The sequence below is a fragment of the Oharaeibacter diazotrophicus genome, from assembly GCF_004362745.1.
GTDB classification, from domain to species: Bacteria; Pseudomonadota; Alphaproteobacteria; order Rhizobiales; family Pleomorphomonadaceae; genus Oharaeibacter; species Oharaeibacter diazotrophicus.
The window spans coordinates 1,453,690-1,471,115 of sequence record NZ_SNXY01000006.1 but is presented as its reverse complement, the minus strand read 5'-3'; the positions used below and the strand labels follow the sequence as shown (position 1 = coordinate 1,471,115).

The 17,426-nt window shown below is 71.1% G+C and carries 14 protein-coding genes; 12 read left to right on the top strand and 2 right to left on the bottom strand.

Annotated elements, in window-relative coordinates:
• Positions 1 to 29 precede the first annotated feature (29 nt).
• From frr to lpxB, 11 genes are all read left to right on the top strand, one after another.
• Positions 30 to 593 carry a ribosome recycling factor gene (gene frr, locus EDD54_RS06930; RefSeq protein WP_126535387.1) on the top strand — a complete coding sequence of 188 codons (564 nt, stop codon included), beginning with the start codon at positions 30 to 32 and terminating at the stop codon, positions 591 to 593.
• A 153-nt stretch (positions 594 to 746) separates the two neighbouring features.
• Positions 747 to 1,496 (top strand): isoprenyl transferase, encoded by a 750-nt coding sequence (locus EDD54_RS06925; protein WP_126541663.1) that lies wholly within the window; start codon positions 747 to 749, stop codon positions 1,494 to 1,496.
• 26 nt (positions 1,497 to 1,522) lie between these two features.
• Positions 1,523 to 2,347 (top strand): phosphatidate cytidylyltransferase, encoded by an 825-nt coding sequence (locus tag EDD54_RS06920; protein ID WP_165644676.1) that lies wholly within the window; start codon positions 1,523 to 1,525, stop codon positions 2,345 to 2,347.
• 5 nt (positions 2,348 to 2,352) lie between these two features.
• Positions 2,353 to 3,561 (top strand): 1-deoxy-D-xylulose-5-phosphate reductoisomerase, encoded by a 1,209-nt coding sequence (dxr, locus tag EDD54_RS06915; RefSeq protein ID WP_208112157.1) that lies wholly within the window; start codon positions 2,353 to 2,355, stop codon positions 3,559 to 3,561.
• A 74-nt stretch (positions 3,562 to 3,635) separates the two neighbouring features.
• Positions 3,636 to 4,754 carry an RIP metalloprotease RseP gene (gene rseP, locus EDD54_RS06910; RefSeq protein WP_126535389.1) on the top strand — a complete coding sequence of 373 codons (1,119 nt, stop codon included), beginning with the start codon at positions 3,636 to 3,638 and terminating at the stop codon, positions 4,752 to 4,754.
• Between the two features lie 193 nt (positions 4,755 to 4,947).
• Positions 4,948 to 7,275 (top strand): outer membrane protein assembly factor BamA, encoded by a 2,328-nt coding sequence (bamA, locus tag EDD54_RS06905; RefSeq protein WP_245515658.1) that lies wholly within the window; start codon positions 4,948 to 4,950, stop codon positions 7,273 to 7,275.
• A 184-nt stretch (positions 7,276 to 7,459) separates the two neighbouring features.
• Positions 7,460 to 8,509, top strand: a complete 1,050-nt coding sequence (lpxD, locus tag EDD54_RS06900; RefSeq protein ID WP_126535391.1) for a UDP-3-O-(3-hydroxymyristoyl)glucosamine N-acyltransferase — start codon at positions 7,460 to 7,462, stop codon at positions 8,507 to 8,509.
• 47 nt (positions 8,510 to 8,556) lie between these two features.
• Complete coding sequence (gene fabZ / locus EDD54_RS06895; protein ID WP_126541665.1) at positions 8,557 to 8,982, top strand: 3-hydroxyacyl-ACP dehydratase FabZ; 426 nt, start codon at positions 8,557 to 8,559, stop codon at positions 8,980 to 8,982.
• Positions 8,983 to 9,113: 131 nt separating this feature from the next.
• Complete coding sequence (gene lpxA, locus EDD54_RS06890) at positions 9,114 to 9,917, top strand: acyl-ACP--UDP-N-acetylglucosamine O-acyltransferase (protein ID WP_126535392.1); 804 nt, start codon at positions 9,114 to 9,116, stop codon at positions 9,915 to 9,917.
• Positions 9,917 to 10,783, top strand: coding sequence for an LpxI family protein (locus EDD54_RS06885; protein WP_126535393.1), 867 nt, complete (start codon positions 9,917 to 9,919; stop codon positions 10,781 to 10,783). Before lpxA ends, EDD54_RS06885 begins: the two co-directional genes overlap by 1 nt.
• Positions 10,780 to 11,994, top strand: a complete 1,215-nt coding sequence (gene lpxB, locus EDD54_RS06880) for a lipid-A-disaccharide synthase (RefSeq protein WP_126535394.1) — start codon at positions 10,780 to 10,782, stop codon at positions 11,992 to 11,994. The genes EDD54_RS06885 and lpxB overlap by 4 nt, the downstream gene beginning before the upstream one ends.
• A gap of 162 nt (positions 11,995 to 12,156) precedes the next feature.
• Here the strand turns inward: lpxB and gltA are convergent, their stop codons facing one another.
• Entirely contained in the window at positions 12,157 to 13,449 is a 1,293-nt protein-coding gene (gene gltA, locus EDD54_RS06875) for a citrate synthase (RefSeq protein WP_126535395.1), read from the bottom strand.
• Positions 13,450 to 13,959: 510 nt separating this feature from the next.
• On the opposite strand from gltA, the gene EDD54_RS06870 reads away from it, so the two are divergent.
• Positions 13,960 to 16,227 (top strand): ComEC/Rec2 family competence protein, encoded by a 2,268-nt coding sequence (locus EDD54_RS06870; protein ID WP_126535396.1) that lies wholly within the window; start codon positions 13,960 to 13,962, stop codon positions 16,225 to 16,227.
• On the opposite strand, the gene EDD54_RS06865 is transcribed toward EDD54_RS06870, so the two are convergent.
• Positions 16,134 to 17,204 carry a GGDEF domain-containing protein gene (locus tag EDD54_RS06865; protein ID WP_126535397.1) on the bottom strand — a complete coding sequence of 357 codons (1,071 nt, stop codon included), beginning with the start codon at positions 17,202 to 17,204 and terminating at the stop codon, positions 16,134 to 16,136. The two genes, EDD54_RS06870 and EDD54_RS06865, sit on opposite strands and share 94 nt — an antisense overlap.
• Positions 17,205 to 17,426: the final 222 nt, after the last annotated feature.

Here is a 17,426-nt window from a genome sequence, read left to right as displayed (position 1 = left end):
GAAGAATGCAGACCCGAAGGTGAGTGACCATGGCTGACGAGGAGTTCGATCTCGGCGATCTGAAGCGCCGCATGCAGGGCGCGCTCTCGGTGTTCAAGAACGAACTGGCGGGCCTGCGCACCGGCCGCGCGAGCGCGAGCCTCCTGGATCCGATCGTCGTCGAGGCCTACGGCAGCACGATGCCGCTGAACCAGGTGGCGACCGTGAGCGTGCCGGAGTCGCGCATGCTGTCGGTGCAGGTGTGGGACCGCTCGATGGTCCACGCCGTCGAGAAGGCGATCCGCGAATCGAACCTCGGGCTCAACCCGATCATCGAGGGCACGCTGATGCGCCTGCCCATCCCGGAGCTGAACACGGCGCGCCGCAAGGAGCTCGCCAAGATCGCCCACAAATACGCCGAGGCGACCCGCGTCTCGATCCGCCACGTTCGCCGCGACGGCATGGACGAGCTGAAGGAGCTCGAGAAGGAAGGCCTCATCTCCGAGGATTCCTCGCGCTCCTACGCCGACAAGGTGCAGAAGCTGACCGACGACACCATCGCCGAAGCCGACAAGATGCTGGTGACCAAGGAAGCCGAGATCATGCAGGTCTGATCGGCGCCGCCGCGTCGATCGTTCCCGGGGCGCGGCGCCGTCCGCATCCGCGGGGGCGGGGCGAGACGCGCGCGCCGATCCGCCCTATTCTCGCCCGTCCGGCTGCGGTAGACCGGGGGGCGGGACGGGATCTTCGAGGCCATGACGACGGGGATGGACGCTGTGCGGCAGAGTTTCGGGCGCCCGGACGGCTTCCCGCGTCACGTGGCCATCATCATGGACGGCAACGGGCGGTGGGCGCGCGCGCGCGGCCTGCCGCGGGTGGAGGGGCACCGCCGCGGCCTGCAGACGCTGCGCGAGATCGTCCGCCACGCCGGCGACGTCGGCCTCGAGTGCCTGACGCTCTACTCCTTCTCGTCGGAGAACTGGAGCCGGCCCGCGGAAGAGGTCCGCGAGCTGATGGGGCTCCTCAAGATCTTCATCCGCCGCGACCTCGCCGAACTCGACCGCGCCGGCGTCCGTGTCCGCGTCGTCGGCGAGCGCGCAGGTTTGGCCGCCGACATCGCCGGCCTGCTCGACGAGGCCGAGACCACCACCGCCGCCAACACCGGCCTGACGCTGGTGGTCGCCTTCAACTACGGTGCCCGCAACGAGATCGCCCGCGCGGTCCGGGCCCTGGCGCGCGACGTCGCCGCCGGCCGGCTCGCGCCCGAGGCGATCGACGAGGCCGCGATCGGCCGGCGGCTCGACACCGCCGACATGCCGGACCCCGACCTGATCATCCGCACCAGCGGTGAACAGCGGCTCTCCAATTTCCTGCTCTGGCAGGCGGCCTACTCCGAGTTCCTGTTCGTGCCGACCTACTGGCCGGACTTCTCCGCCGCCGAATTCGACCGCGCCATCGACGAGTATCTCGGCCGCGAGCGCCGGTTCGGCGGCCTCAAGGCGGGGGTCGGCGTCTGATGGCGGGCGCGGGGGGCGGCGGCAGGATGGCGGACCTCGGGCCGCGGCTCGCCTCGGCGGTGGTGCTGATGGCGGTGGCGGTCGCGGCGCTCGTCGCCGGCGGTCTGGTGTTCGCGCTGCTGGCCGGCGTCGCCGCGGCGCTGATCCTGGTCGAATGGGTCGGCATGACCGGGCCCTACGCGCTGCGCGCGGCGCCGAAGCTCGCCGTGCTGTTCGTCGGCCTCAGCGTCGTCATCGCCACGCGCGACTGGCGCGCCTCGGCGATCGCGGTCGGTGCGGTCGCGATCGGCCTCCTCCTCGCCGGGGCGGTGGAGGCGCGGCTGCGCTGGCTCGCCGCCGGCGTGCTCTATGCCGGTCTCTCCGGCATCGCCGCCGTCGTGCTGCGCGGCGACGCGCCCGCCGGGGTCGCCTCGCTCGGCCTCGTCGCCACCTGCTTCGTGTTCCTGCTGGTCTGGGCCACCGACACCGGCGCCTATTTCGCCGGCCGGCACCTCGGCGGCCCCAAGCTGTGGTCGGCGGTGTCGCCGAAGAAGACGTGGTCGGGGGCGATCGGCGGCCTCCTCGCCGCCGTGGTCGTCGGGCTCGCGGTGGGGTCCTTCGCGGGGATCGCGACACTGGCGCCGCTCGCGTTCATCGCCGCGCTACTCTCGGTGGTGTCGCAGGCCGGCGACCTCGCGGAATCCTCGATGAAGCGGCATTTCGGCGTCAAGGATTCCGGTCGGCTGATCCCCGGCCACGGCGGCATCATGGACCGGGTCGACGGCCTCGTGGTCGCGCTTGTGCTGGCGGCGGCGATCGGCCTCGTCCGCAGCGGCGGCGGCGACGCCGGCGGCGGCCTGATGGTGTGGTGAGCCCGATGGCGACGCCCTCCCGTGCCCCCGACCCGTCGCCCGCCTCCGCCGCGGCGCCGATGCGGCTCTCCGTGCTCGGCGCCACCGGTTCGGTCGGCGGCTCGACGCTCGACCTCGTCGCGCGCGAGCCGGAGCGCTTCCACGTCGTCGCGCTGACCGCGGCCACCAACGCCGCGGCGCTCGCCGCCGCCGCGCGCGCGGTCCGGGCCGAGGTGGCGGTGGTCGCCGATCCCGCCGCCTACGCCGACCTCGCCGACCGGCTCGCCGGCACCGGCATCGCCGCCGCGGCCGGGCCCGAGGCGGTGGTCGAGGCGGCGCGGCGGCCGACCGACATGGTGGTGTCGGCGATCGTCGGCGCCGCCGGCCTTGCGCCGTCGCTGGCCGCGCTGTCGGCGACGCGCACGCTCGCGCTCGCCAACAAGGAGACGCTGGTGACCGCCGGCGTCTGCTTCATGGCCGAGGCGGCGCGGCGCGGCGTCACCGTGCTGCCGGTCGACAGCGAGCACAACGCGATCTTCCAGGTGCTGGAGCGTCACGCCGAGCGCGAGGTCGCCGAGATCGTGCTGACCGCCTCCGGCGGGCCGTTCCGGACGCTCTCGACCGAGGCGATCGCCGCGGCGACGCCGGCGATGGCGCTGCGTCATCCCAACTGGTCGATGGGGCGCAAGATCACCATCGACAGCGCGACGCTGATGAACAAGGGCCTCGAGCTGATCGAGGCCGACCACCTGTTCGCCGTCGGGCCGGACCGGCTGTCGGTGCTGGTGCACCCGCAGTCGGTGGTGCACGGCATGGTGCGCTACACGGACGGCTCGATCCTCGCCGAGCTCGGCTCGCCGGACATGCGCACGCCGATCGGCTACTGCCTGGCGTGGCCGGAGCGGCGGCCGACGCCGGTGAAGCCGCTCGACCTCGCCGCGCTCGGCACGCTGACCTTCGAGGCGCCCGACCGTGGCCGCTTCCCCTGCCTCGCGCTCGCCGAGGCGGCGATGCGGCGCGGCGACGGCGCGCCGTCCGTGCTGAACGCGGCCAACGAGATCGCGGTCGAGGCCTTCCTCGACGGCCGGATCGGCTTCATGGGGATCCCCGGCCTCGTCGAACGCACGTTGTCCTGGGCGGAGGGCGCGGGCATGATGCGCGAACCGGCTTCGCTCGGCGAAGCCCTCGATCTCGACGCGGCGTCGCGGGGGCGCGCCGCGGCATTCATCGGCTGAACGCCCCCCGCGCGGGGCGACGGAATCGGACGGGACGGACCGGTGCCGGACAATCGAAAAGGCGATCTTTCCAGATGGACCTCCTGACCGGCTACGGTGCGTCGCTGTTCGGCACGCTGGTGCCCTTCTTGGCGGTGCTCACGGTGGTGGTGTTCTTCCACGAACTCGGGCACTTCCTGGTGGCGCGCTGGTGCGGCGTCGCCGTGCGCACCTTCTCGATCGGCTTCGGCCCGGAACTCTTCGGCTGGAACGACCGCCACGGCACCCGCTGGCGGCTCGCGGCGATTCCGCTCGGCGGCTACGTCAAGTTCATCGACGACCTCAACGCCGCCAGCGCGCCGGACCGGGCCGCGGCGGCGGCGGCCGGCGAGGGTTCGTTCCAGGGCAAGAGCGTGGCGCGGCGGGCGGCGATCGTCGCCGCCGGCCCGATCGCGAATTTCCTCCTGGCGCTCGTGATCTACACGCTTCTGTTCGCCTCGCTCGGCAAGCCGGTGGTGGCACCGATCGTCGACGCGGTGACGCCGGGCAGCGCCGCCGCCGAAGCCGGCTTCCTGCCGGGCGACCGCATCACCGCGATCGACGGCCGGCCGGTCGACAGCTTCACCGCGCTCCAGCGCATCGTCACGCGCAGCGCCGGTCTCGTGCTCACGATCGACGTCGAGCGCGACGGCGGCCACGTCGTCCTGACCGCGACGCCCAGAATCGACGAGATCACCGACGTGTTCGGCAATCGCCAGCGCGTCGGCCTGCTCGGCCTGCAGCGCCAGAACGGCACCGTGGTGATCGTGCACTACGGTCCGCTGGAGGCGGTCGGTCAGGCCTTCGCCGAAAGTGCCGACGTGGTCGGCGGCACGCTCGGCTACATCGGCGGCATCTTCGCGGGGCGCGAATCCGCGGACCAGATCGGCGGGCCGATCGGCATCGCCAAGGTTTCGGGACAGGCGGCGTCCCTCGGATTGATACCACTCGTTAACCTTGCCGCCGTTCTTTCGATTTCGATCGGTCTGCTTAACCTTTTCCCGATACCGTTGCTCGACGGCGGCCACTTGGTCTACTACGCGATCGAGGCGGTCAGGGGTCGTCCACTGTCGGAGCGGGCCCAGGACTTCGGTTTCAGGATCGGATTCGCGGTCGTCCTGATGCTGATGGTGCTGGGGACCTTCAACGACATCGTGCGTCTGGTCTCAGGGTGAACAGGACCGTGGCCATGCCGCCACTGTCCACGGCGAAAAGGGGGCGGGGCGCGGCGTGCGTGCTTGCAAGGCCCCCGGAAGATTGTAAAAAACGTTCGTCGAGAATCCGTCGGGTTCGCATCGACGGGGTCCGGCCGCTGACAACGGGTACGAGTACGACATGCGCTCACTCAGAAACTTGACGAAGGCCGCCATGCTCTCCGTCGCATTCGTCGGCCTCGCGCCGGCGATGGGCGGCCTTCCGGGGATCGGGGCCGCGCCGGCACACGCCGAGTCCGTCAGCCGGATCACCGTCAGCGGCAACACCCGGGTCGAGGCCGAGACGATCGTCTCCTACGTGACGATCAAGCCCGGCCGTCCCTTCACGTCGATCGACATCGACGACTCGATCAAGGCGCTGTTCGCCACCGGCCTGTTCTCCGACGTGCAGATCTCGCGGGCCGGCGGCGCCCTGCAGGTCCGCGTCGTCGAGAACCCGGTGATCGCCCGCGTCGCCTTCGAGGGCAACGACCGCCACAGCGACACGGTGCTCGGCGCTACCGTCGAACTGCAGCCGCGGTCGGTGCTGACCCAGGCCAAGGTCCAGTCCGACACCCAGCGCATCCAGGAACTCTACCGCCGCACCGGGCGCTACAACGCCAAGGTCGAGCCCAAGGTGGTGGACCTCGGCCAGAACCGCGTCGACCTGATCTTCCAGATCGACGAGGGTCCGCGCACCGAGGTGTCGCGCATCAGCTTCGTCGGCAACAAGGCCTTCTCCGACGGTCGTCTCCAGGACGTGATCGCGACCAAGGAGTCCGGCATTCTCGGCTGGCTGAAGTCGAGCGACAACTACGATCCGGACAAGCTGAACGCCGACCAGGAAGCCCTCAAGCGCTTCTACTACAACCACGGCTATGCCGACTTCCGCATCATCTCCGCGGTCGCCGACTTCGATCGCGAGCAGAACGCCTTCTTCATCACCATCACGGTGGAGGAGGGCGAGCAGTACGTCTACGGCGACATCAACGTCGAGACGACGCTGTCCGAGGTCAACGCCAAGGATCTCCTGTCGCTGGCGCGTACCCACAAGGGCGACGTCTACAGCGCCAAGGACGTCGAGAAGACCCTCGAGGACATCACGGTGGCGGTGGCCGAGAAGGGCTACGCCTTCGTGCAGGTCCGCCCGCGCGGTGATCGCGACTACGCCGGCCACAAGATCTCGATCACCTACTTCATCGACGAGGGCGCGCGCGCCTACATCGAGAAGATCAACGTGATCGGCAACACCCGCACCCGCGACTATGTCATCCGCCGCGAGTTCGACCTCGGCGAGGGCGACGCCTACAACCAGGTCCTGATCGAGAAGGCCGAACGCCGGCTGAAGGCCCTCGGCTACTTCAAGAACGTCCGCGTCTACTCCGAGCCGGGCTCCTCGCCCGACCGCGTGGTCGTCAACGTCCAGGTCGAGGATCAGACCACCGGCGAGATCTCGGTCGGCGGCGGCTACTCGACCACGTCGGGCTTCATCGCCGAGCTCTCGATTTCGGAGAAGAACTTCCTCGGCCGTGGTCAGCAGGTCCGCGCCTCGGTCGGCCGCGGTTTCAGCACCGACAGCTCGAGCTCCGACACGCAGACCTACGAACTCTCCTTCACGGAGCCGTATCTGTTCGACCGCCGGCTCTCGGGCGGCTTCGACGTCTACCGCCGCCAGTACGCGGCGGGCAGCGACGTGATCCATCCCTACGAGGAGGTGCTGACCGGCGGCGCGATCCGCTTCGGCATCCCGGTGATGGAGGATCTCACCCTCGGCCTGCGCTACTCCGCCTACCAGCAGGAGATCAGCGATGTCCAGGACGACATCACGAAGATCAATCCGAAGCTGATCCCGACCGGCGACAGCTTCGTGTCGTCGGTGAGCTACACGCTGACCTACGACACCATCGACAACAAGCTGTTCCCGCGCAACGGCATCTACGCCCAGTTCGGCCAGGAGTTCGCCGGCGTCGGCGGCGACGTCTCGTTCCTGCGTACGTCGGTCAAGGCCGACTACTACAAGGAGCTGATGTCCGACTGGAGCCTCGTCGGCCACGTCGGCCTCAAGGGCGGCCAGATCACCGGCATCGGCGACGACCTGCGCTTCATCGACCACTTCCGCCTCGGCGGCGACACCGTCCGCGGTTTCGCCAGCGAGGGCTTCGGCCCGCGCGACAAGGCGACCGGCTACCTGCTCGGCGGCCAGTACTACGTCGCAGCCACGGCCGAGACGCTGTTCCCGATGCCGGTCATCCCCGAGGAATTCGGCCTCTACGGCTCGCTGTTCGCCGACGCCGGTACGGTGTGGAGCGCCGACAGCGGCACGGTCGACTCGTCCGGCGCGACCCTGCAGGGCGACGACGCCAAGCTGCGCGCCTCGGTCGGCGTCGGCCTGATCTGGCAGTCGCCCTTCGGCCTGCTGCGCGCCGACTTCGCCTATCCGGTCCTCAAGGAGGACTACGACGAGACCCAGATCTTCCGCTTCTCCGGCGGCACCAAGTTCTGAGTTCTCCCCCTTGGAAAAAGACACGGCCGTCGCTTCACCGCGGCGGCCGTTCTGTTTATGAAGGCTGCGGAGTGCGGCGGGTCGCCGCCCTTTCGGTTCGGTCGGCCGGGCGGGGAGGGCGGTTCTCGAACCGCCGCACCGTCGGCCGATCCCGGCCCGCCCGAGCCCCGGAACCGTCTCAGCGATGACCGATCCCGTCTTCTTCCGCCCGTCCGGCCCGCTCGATCTCGCCGAGGTCGCGCGCCTCGTCGGCGGTCGGCTCGCGTCCGGCGACCCGGCGGCCACCGTGAACCGGGTCGCGCCGCTCGACCAGGCCGGCCCCGGCGACCTCACCTTCTTCGAGAACCCGCGCTATCTCGCCCAGTTCAAGGCGACCACCGCCACCGCCTGCATCGCCGCCGAGAAGCACGCCGCGGCCGCGCCCGCGGGCACGGCGGTGATCGTCGCGGCGCAGCCCTATCGGGCGATCGCGCTGGTGATGCAGCGGCTGTTCCCCGACGCGACCCGGTTGAAGGGGCCCTGGGGCGACGACGGCGTCTCGCCGGCCGCCCACGTACACCCGACGGCGCGCCTCGAGGACGGCGTCACCGTCGAGCCCGGTGCGGTGATCGGTGCCGGCGCGGAGATCGGCGCGGGCACGCGCATCTCGGCGAACGCGGTGATCGGTGCCGGCGTGCGCTTCGGCCGCGACGGCTTCGTCGGGCCGACCGCCAGCGTCACCCACGCCCTCGTCGGCAACCGCGTCACCATCCACGCGGGTGTCCGGATCGGACAGGACGGCTTCGGCTTCGCCATGGGCGCGGGCGGGCACCTCAAGGTGCCGCAGATCGGGCGCGTGGTGATCCAGGACGACGTCGAGATCGGCGCCAACACCACGATCGACCGCGGCTCGAACCGCGACACCGTGATCGGCGAGGGCACCAAGATCGACAACGGTGTGCAGATCGGCCACAACGTGACGATCGGGCGTCACTGCGTGCTGGTGGCGCAGACGGGCATTTCCGGGTCCACCGAGCTCGGCGACTACGTCGCGCTCGGCGGGCAGGCCGGGATCGCGGGTCACCTGAAGATCGGGGCGGGGGCCCAGATCTCGGGGGCCAGTTCGGTGAAGGACGATGTTCCCGCCGGGGAACGCTGGGTCGGCGTGCCGGCCCAGCCGATCCGGGGCTGGATGCGCGAGCAGACCGCCCTGAAGCGTCTGGCGGCGGCGACCAAGGGAGAGAGGGAATCGTGAGCGAGCAGGAGACGGGCGCCGCGACGCCGCCGAAGACGTTGACGTCGATGGACATCATGGGGCTGATGCGGGCGTTGCCGCATCGCTATCCGTTCCTGCTGGTCGACAGGATCGTCGACATCGACGGCGAGAATTCCGCCGTCGGCATCAAGAACGTGACCATGAACGAGCCGCAGTTCCAGGGTCACTTCCCCAGCCAGCCGGTGATGCCGGGCGTGCTGATGATCGAGGGCATGGCCCAGACCGCCGGCGCGATCTGCGTCGCCTCGCGCGGGCCGAACCCGGACCGGGTCGTCTACTTCATGACGATCGACAAGGTGAAGTTCCGCAAGCCGGTCGTGCCGGGCGACGTCGTCGAGTACCACGTGCGCAAGCTGAAGCAGCGCGGCAACATGTGGTGGTTCGCCTGCGAGGCCAAGGTGTCGGGCGCCAAGGTCGCCGAGGCCGAACTCAGCGCCATGCTGGTCGGCTGAGGGCGGGCGGACACGTTACGTCGTGCAACACGACGTGCGGTGACCCGGCGCCCGGGGGACGGTATACCACCGCGCGAGGGGCGCGCGCCGCACGGGCGCGGCGGCCGGCCCTGCGGGGCGGAAGGAACACGATGAGCAGCATCCATCCCAGCGCGATCGTCGACGGCGCCGCCGAGATCGGCATCGGCGTCTCCGTCGGGCCCTTCGCCGTGATCGGGCCGGACGTGCGCCTCGGCGACGGCGTCGTCGTGCATTCGCACGCGGTGATCGGCGGGCGGACCACGATCGGCGCGGCGGCCGAGATCTTCCCCTACGCCGCCGTCGGCATGGTGCCGCAGGACCTCAAGTACCGCGGCGAGCCGAGCCGGCTCGAGATCGGCGCGCGCACGGTGATCCGCGAGAACGCGACGATCCACCTCGGCACCGAGGGGGGCGGCATGCTGACCAGCATCGGTGCCGGCTGCCTGATCATGGTCGGCGCGCACGTCGCGCACGACTGCCGGATCGGCGACAACGTCATCCTGGTCAACAACGCCACGCTCGCCGGCCACGTCCAGATCGCCGACAACGCCATCCTCGGCGGCCTGTCGGCGGTGCATCAGTGGGTCCGGATCGGCGAGGGCGCCTTCGTCGGCGGCATGGCCGGCGTCGAGAACGACGTCATCCCCTTCGGCACGGTGATCGGCAACCGCGCCCGGCTCGGCGGCCTCAACCTCGTCGGCCTGCGCCGCGCCGGGCATGCGCGCGAGGACGTCCACGCGCTGCGCGGCGCCTACAAGGCGCTGTTCGAGGGCGAGGAGGCGCTGGCCGCCCGGGTCGACCGGGTCGCGGCCGAGTTCGGCGGCTCGCCGCTGGTCGACAAGGTGATCGCCTTCATCCGTGCCGGCGGCGACCGTGCGATCACGACGCCGCGCGAGCGCAGCGGCGAGGATTGATGGCGCGCCCGGCTCCCGATCCGGCCCGTCCGACGCTCGGCATCATCGCCGGCGGCGGTTCGGTGCCGCCGGCGGTCGCCCGCGCGGCGGTCGCGGCGGGGCGTCCGGTGGTGGTGATGGCGATCGCCGGCGAGGCCGATTCCACCGTGCAGGCCTTCCCGCACCACTGGGTGCGCTGGGGCGAGATCGGCCGGCTGTTCGACCTGCTGGTGCGCGAGAAGGTCGGCGAGATCGTGATCTGCGGCGCGGTCAACCGGCCGGACTTCACCTCGATCCGGGTCGACCTCGGCGCCGTGCTCAGCCTGCCGAAGATCCTGTCGCTGATGGTCGGCGGCGACGACACCGTGCTCAAGAACGTCGTGCGCTTCTTCGAGGACCGCGGCTACGCCGTCACCGGCGCCCATGCGATCGCGCCGGAGCTGGTGGCCGCCGCCGGCGTGCTCGGCCGCCACGCGCCCGACGACGCCGCCCGGCTCGACGTCGCCCGCGGCTTCGAGGCGGCGCGAGCGCTCGGCGGGCTCGACGTCGGGCAGGCCTCGATCGCGGTCGGCGGCCGGGTGGTGGCGCTCGAGGGCATCGAGGGCACCGACGAGATGCTGAAGCGGGTCGCGGACCTGCGCGCCCGCGGCCGGCTGAAGGCGCCCGCGCGGTCCGGCGTGCTGGTGAAGGCGGCCAAGCCCCAGCAGGACCTGCGCGTCGACATGCCGACGATCGGCCCGCGCACGGTCGAGGCCGCGGTCGCCGCCGGGCTCGGCGGCATCGCCGTGGAGGCGGGGCGGGTGATGATCGTCGATCGCGCCGCCACCGTCGCCGCGGCCGACGCGGCGCGGCTGTTCCTCGCCGGCGTCGACGGGGCGGCGCCATGAGCCGGGCCGACGGCGTGCTCGAGGTGTTCCTGGTCGTCGGCGAGGAATCCGGCGACCAGCTCGGTGCCCGGCTGATGGAGGCGCTAATCCGCCACACGGGCGGCCGCGTCCGCTTCACCGGCGTCGGTGGCGCGCGGATGACGACCTACGGGCTCTCCAGCCTGTTCCCGCTGCACGACATCGCAGTGATGGGCATCGGCCCGGTGCTGGCGCGGCTCGGCACCATCCTGCGCCGGATCCGCGAGACGATCGACGCCGCGGTCGCGGCCGAGCCGGACGTGGTCGTGATCGTCGACAGCCCCGACTTCACCCATCGCGTCGCCAAGGGCATCCGCAAGAAGCGCCCGGGGATCCCGATCGTCGACTACGTCTCGCCGACGGTGTGGGCGTGGCGGCCGGGGCGGGCGAAACGGATGGCGGCCTACGTCGACCACTTGCTGGCGCTGTTTCCGTTCGAGCCGGCGGTGCACGCCAAGCTCGGCGGCCCGCCGACCACCTACGTCGGCCATCCCCTGACCGACGCGCCGGAGCTGCTGCTGCCTGCCGCCGGCGAGCGCCCGCCGGTCGACGCGGCCGCGCGGCCGTCGCTGCTCGTGCTACCGGGCAGCCGCGGCGGCGAGATCGATCGCATGCTCGGCGTGTTCGGCGAGACCGTGGCGCGGCTCGCCGCCGCCGGGCTCGTCTTCGACGTCACCATTCCCGCGGTGCCGCGCCTCGCCGACCGCATCCGCCGCGAGAGCGCCGGCTGGGCCGTGCCGCCGACCGTGGTGACCGGCGAGGCCGAGAAATTCGCCGCCTTCCGGCGCGCCCACGTCGCGCTCGCAACCTCCGGCACGGTCACGCTGGAACTGGCGCTCGCCGGTGTGCCGATGGTGGTGGCCTATCGGCGCGATCCCTTGTTCCGGATCGTCACCGAGATCGTCCGGCGGATCCCCGGGCAGGTCCAGGTCGGCTCGATGGTGCTCGCCAACATCGTGCTCGGCCGCAAGATCGTGCCCGACCACCTCGATCCAGACGTCTCCGCCGAGATTCTCGCCGCCGACTTGGCGCCGCTGTTCACCGACGGCCCGGAGCGGCGCGCCCAGGAGGACGCCTTCGCCGAGCTCTGGGACGTCATGGCCCCGCCCGACCAGCCCCGCGCCGCCGACGTCGCGGCGGAGATCGTGCTGCGGACGGCGGCTGGGCAGCTACCGGCACCCGCGGCCCGCTGAGCGTTTCGCCGCCACCGCACATCCGCCATCGGGCCTCGCCGAGCCGCCGTCGTCGTACGCCCGCAGCCGGTCGGCCAACGCACCTCCGGCCGTCCGCCGCCGACACGAGAGAGGGCGCCCGGTGGGGCGCCCTCGTCGTGTCGGTCGATGCGCGCGTGCCGGTCAGCGGCGGTCCGCGACGGGGACGTAGTCGCGGGTCGGGGCGCCGGTGTAGAGCTGGCGCGGGCGGCCGATGCGCTGGGTCGGGTCCTCGATCATCTCCTTCCACTGGGCGATCCAGCCGACCGTGCGGGCGACCGCGAACAGCACCGTGAACATGGTGGTCGGGAAGCCGAGCGCGCGCAGCGTGATGCCGGAGTAGAAGTCGATGTTCGGGTAGAGCTTCTTCTCGACGAAATAGTCGTCGTGGAGGGCGATCTTCTCGAGCTCCATGGCGACGTGCAGCAGCGGGTCGTCGCCGAGGCCGAGCTCGCCGAGCACCTCGTGGCAGGTCTGCTGCATGATGCGCGCGCGCGGGTCGTAGTTCTTGTAGACCCGGTGGCCGAAGCCCATCAGGCGGAACGGATCGTTCTTGTCCTTGGCGCGGCGGACGTATTCGGGGATGCGGTCGACGCTGCCGATCTCCGAGAGCATGTTGAGCGCCGCCTCGTTGGCGCCGCCGTGGGCGGGGCCCCACAGGCAGGCGATGCCGGCGGCGATGCAGGCGAACGGGTTGGCGCCCGAGGAGCCGGCGAGGCGGACCGTCGAGGTCGAGGCGTTCTGCTCGTGGTCGGCGTGCAGGATGAAGATCCGGTCCATGGCGCGGGCCAGGATCGGATTGACGACGTATTCCTCGCTCGGGACGGCGAAGCACATCTTGAGGAAGTTCGAGGAGTAGTCGAGGCTGTTCGTCGGGTAGACGAAAGGCTGGCCGATCGAATACTTGTAGGCCATCGCCGCCAGCGTCGGCAGCTTGGCGATCATGCGGATCGAGGCGACCATGCGCTGGTGCGGGTCGGCGATGTCGATCGAGTCGTGGTAGAATGCCGAGAGCGCGCCGACGCAGCCGACCATGACCGCCATCGGATGGGCGTCGCGGCGGAAGCCGGTGAAGAAGCGCGACATCTGCTCGTGGACCATCGTGTGACGGGTCACGCGCATGTCGAAATCGGCCTTCTGCGCCTTGGTCGGCAGGTCGCCGTAGAGCAGCAGGTAGCAGGTCTCGAGGAAGTCGCCCTCGGCGGCGATCTGCTCGATCGGGTAGCCGCGATAGAGCAGCACGCCCTTGTCGCCGTCGATATAGGTGATCTTCGACTCGCAGGAGGCGGTCGAGGTGAAGCCCGGGTCGTAGGTGAAGTTGCCGGTCTTGCCGTAGAGGGCAGAGATGTCCACGACGCTCGGGCCGATCGATCCACCCTTGACGGGGAATTCGTAGGTCTGATCACCGAGCTTCAGGGAGGCGGTCTTGTCGCTCATTCCTTCTGACCTCCAGACGGGTTTTCCCGGGAAGCGGACGTCCTACCCAGTTCTTACGTTTACGTAAGCGTAAACACGCATCCAGGGTGTGCGCTTCTGTCATTGTGCGTAGCGGAAAAACGCATGGGCAGCAAGGACGCCAGCCTGGAATCGGCATTCGCCGTTGGTCGAGAAAACAGGCGGGAAATCGCGCAAACTTCGTGAGAATCGAACGTGTTCGCGCGATTCCGTCCGCGACTCGGGCACGAGGACGTGAAGCTCGCGCCGGCGGCACCGCCGCGAGGCGCCACCTCCGGCCGTGCTGCCGGCTGCTGCGCTGCGACAGGCCGGCCGCCGGGCGTCCCGCTTCCGCCAACGTCAGCCTGGCCGCCCGACACGGTGTCGACGCTTCCGCGATCCGAAACCGTCGCTCCACGTCGCAACCGGCGCGCGCCACCGCGGCGATGCACGTTTCAATCCGGCGCGGGGATGGCCTAGGATCACCCGACGACGGGCAGGGCGGAGGCGGGCGTGGCGGGGGCGGCCGGGGAGCGACGCCGCGGAGGGGCGTGGCCGCGACGGGCAGCCGGCGCGGCGTCCGCGTGGCTCCGCGCCGCGGTCGCCGACTTCGCCCGCGACCTCGACGAGGGCCGCGGCTTCCTGTGGACGCCGGTCGCGCTCGGGCTCGGCGAGGCGCTCTATTTCGTGCTGCCGTTCGAGCCGGACGGCCGGATCGTCGCCGGCCTCGCGTTCGCGACGGCGGTGGCCGCCGTGGTCGCCGCGGCACGGCGGCGGCTCGGCACCGCGCTCGTGCTCGCGCTCCTGGTCGTCGCCGGCGTCGCGGTCGCCGACGCGGCGACGTGGCTCGCGGCGACGCCGCGGCCGGAACGCCAGCGCACCGTGAAACTCGAGGGCGTGGTCGAGAGCGTCGAGGACCGCGAGGGCCGCGGCTTCCGGGTGATCCTGCGCCCGACGCGGATCGATCCGGCCCCGCGTGCCGGACTGCCGCGGCGCGTGCGGGTGACGGTGCGCGGCCTCGACGGTCCGCCGCGCCCGGGCAGCGGCCTGTCGATGTCCGCCCGGCTCGGCCCGCCGCCGGGACCGCTGATCCCGGGCGGCTACGACTTCGCGCGCGTCGCGTGGTTCCAGGGCGTCGGTGCCGTCGGCTTCGCGCTCGGGCGGCCGGTGCCGCTCGCCGCCGTGCCCGAGCCGGACATGGCGACCGCCGCGGCGCTCGCCGTCGAGGACTTCCGGCAGCGGGTGTCGCGGCGGATCCGCGAGATCCTCCCCGGCGACACCGGCGCGATCGCGGCGGCGCTGATCGTCGGCGACCGCGGCGCGATCGACCCCGAAACCGACCACGCCATGCGGATCTCCGGCCTCAGCCACGTGCTGTCGATCTCCGGCCTGCACATGGCGCTGGTGGCGGCTTGCCTGTTCGCCGGGCTCAGGGCGCTGCTCGCCGCGATCCCGCGGGCGGTGCTGCACTGGCCGGTCAAGAAGATCGCGGCGGCGGCGGCACTCGCCGGCACCACCGGCTATCTGGTCGTCTCCGGCATGGGCGTGCCGACCCAGCGCTCGGCGATCATGATCGGCGTGACGCTCGCCGCCGTGCTGCTCGACCGGCAGGCGATGTCGCTGCGCACGGTGGCGGTGGCGGCGCTGGCGATCCTGTTGCTGCAGCCCGAGGCGGTGCTCGATCCGGGCGCCCAGATGTCCTTCGCGTCGGTGGTCGCGCTGGTCGCCGGCTTCGAGGTGCTCCGGCCCTGGATCGGCCGCGACGAGATGCCGGACGTCAACCGCGCCGTCCGCGCCTTCGACACCGCCGTGAAGTGGATCGGACTGTCGCTGGCGACCTCGCTGATCGCCGGCATTGCGACCGCGCCGATCGCGCTGCACCATTTCAACCGCGTCGCCCCGCTCGGGCTCTTCGCCAACCTCGCCGCGACGCCGCTGGTGAGCTTCGTGATCATGCCGGCGGCCGTCGCCACCGCCTTCGCCGCGCCGCTCGGGCTGGAACGCTGGCCGCTCCAGGTGATGGGCGCCGGCATCGACGGCATGACGGCGATCGCCGAGGTCGCCGCGGCATGGACGCCGTCGGGCGGGGTGATCGGCCGGCCGTTGCTGGCGGGAACGCTGCTGGTGGTCGCCGGCGGGCTGTGGATGCTGCTGTGGCGGCGGCGGGCGCGGCTGTTCGGGCTGCCGCTGGTGCTGATCGGCGCCGCGATCGGCCCGCTCGGAGGCGGCTTCGATCTCGTCGTCGCCGCCGACGGGCGCGGCGCACTGGTGACGCGCGCCGAAGGCGGGCTGGCGCTGGTCGGCAAGCCCGGCGACTTCGAGGCCTCGCTCTGGCTCGCCGCCCTCGGCGATCCGCGCCGGCCGGACGACACCTCGCTCGCCGCCGGCGTCGCCTGCGATCCGGACGCGTGCATCCTCGCCGGCCCCGGCGGCCGGGCCCGGCTGGCGGTCGTGTTCCGCCCGATCGCCTTCGGCGACGAATGCCTCGCGGCGGACGTGGTGGTGTCGGGCCTGCCGGCGCCGCCGTGGTGCGCGGCGACGACGACCGTGGTCGACGCCGGGGTGCTCGGGGACGCCGGGGCGGTCACCTACTCGATCGGCCGCCGCGGCGACGGCACCGTCGATCTCGTGGAGGAGGGTAGGGCGCTGCCGCCGTCGCGCCGCCCGTGGTCGGGCGGCCGGGTATGTCAGGCGACGCGGCCGGCGGGCGCGCGGCGGTCGGACACTTCGAGGTCGCGCTCGGTGCAGACCCGGTTGCGGCCGGTCCGCTTGGCGAGGTAGAGCGCGGCGTCGGCGCGTTCGATCAGGCTCTGCACCGTGTCGTCGCGGCGGTAGGTGGAGACGCCGATCGAGATGGTGATGTAGCCGAGATTCTCGCCGGTCGAGCGCTTGACCAGTTCCTTCGACATCACCGCGACGCGGATGTGGTCGGCCACCGTGCGGGCGGCGTCCAGGCTGGTGCGCGGCAGGACGATCGCGAACTCCTCGCCGCCGTAGCGGCAGGCGACGTCGTGGCTCTTGACGTTCTGCTTGGTCGCGAGGCCGACGAGGCGGAGCACCTGGTCGCCGGTCTGGTGGCCGTAGGTGTCGTTGAAGGTCTTGAAGTGGTCGATGTCGGTGAGCAGCAGCGAGAAGCCGTCGTCGCTGTCGCGCGCCTGTTCGACGGCGCGCTCGATCGACTGATCGAAGTGCTTGCGGTTGGCGAGCGTGGTGAGCTCGTCGGTCAGGCTCTCGAAGCGGATCGCGTCGAGGCTCTCCTGGAGGTCGGCGATCTGCTTGCGGCTGTCGGCGAGCTGCGTCTCCAGCAGCCGGTTGGTCGACTCGGTGTCCTCGGTCGCGACGATCAGCGCCTGCACGATGGCGCGGATGCGCTCGGCGTCGGTGGCGCCGGAGAGTTCCGTGGTCGAGGCGCTCAGCGAGGCCCGGTAGCGGGCGTTGGAGGAGATGGTCTGCTCCATCGCCGCGACCACCGCGTTGATCTCCTCGGAGATCTTGCCGCCGACCTCCTCGATGCGGTCACCCAGCCGCGAGGGGGCCAGGAAGCGGGTGTAGATCGCGTTGATCTCTTCCGGCGTGATGGTGCCGCGGGCGCGCAGGATGTCGTTGACCGCCTTGTTCAAGGCATGGTTGAATCCGGCGCAATACGAGTACCAGAGCTCGTAGTTTCGCGGGTAGGCGGGAATCTCGTTGCGGCGCAGCTGTCCGATCGCGGCTTCGCCGTAGCCGATCGTGCGCTGGAACTCTTCGCGCTGCGTCATCACTGCTCCGCCACCGCATCGTAGAAGCGTGTTTCACAGTGTATGCGGAGGCCATGAACACGCCGTTAAGTTCGTCCCATCGCGATTTTTGCTGCGGTGCGGTGGACGAGGGTGGCCCGGTCGAGGAGGGGCCGATCGACGGCGACGCCGTTCCCATTCCCGGATGCATCGTTCATATTATCCCCGTCTTCGTCGTCGTGGAAAAGGGCGGGCCTCAGGGCG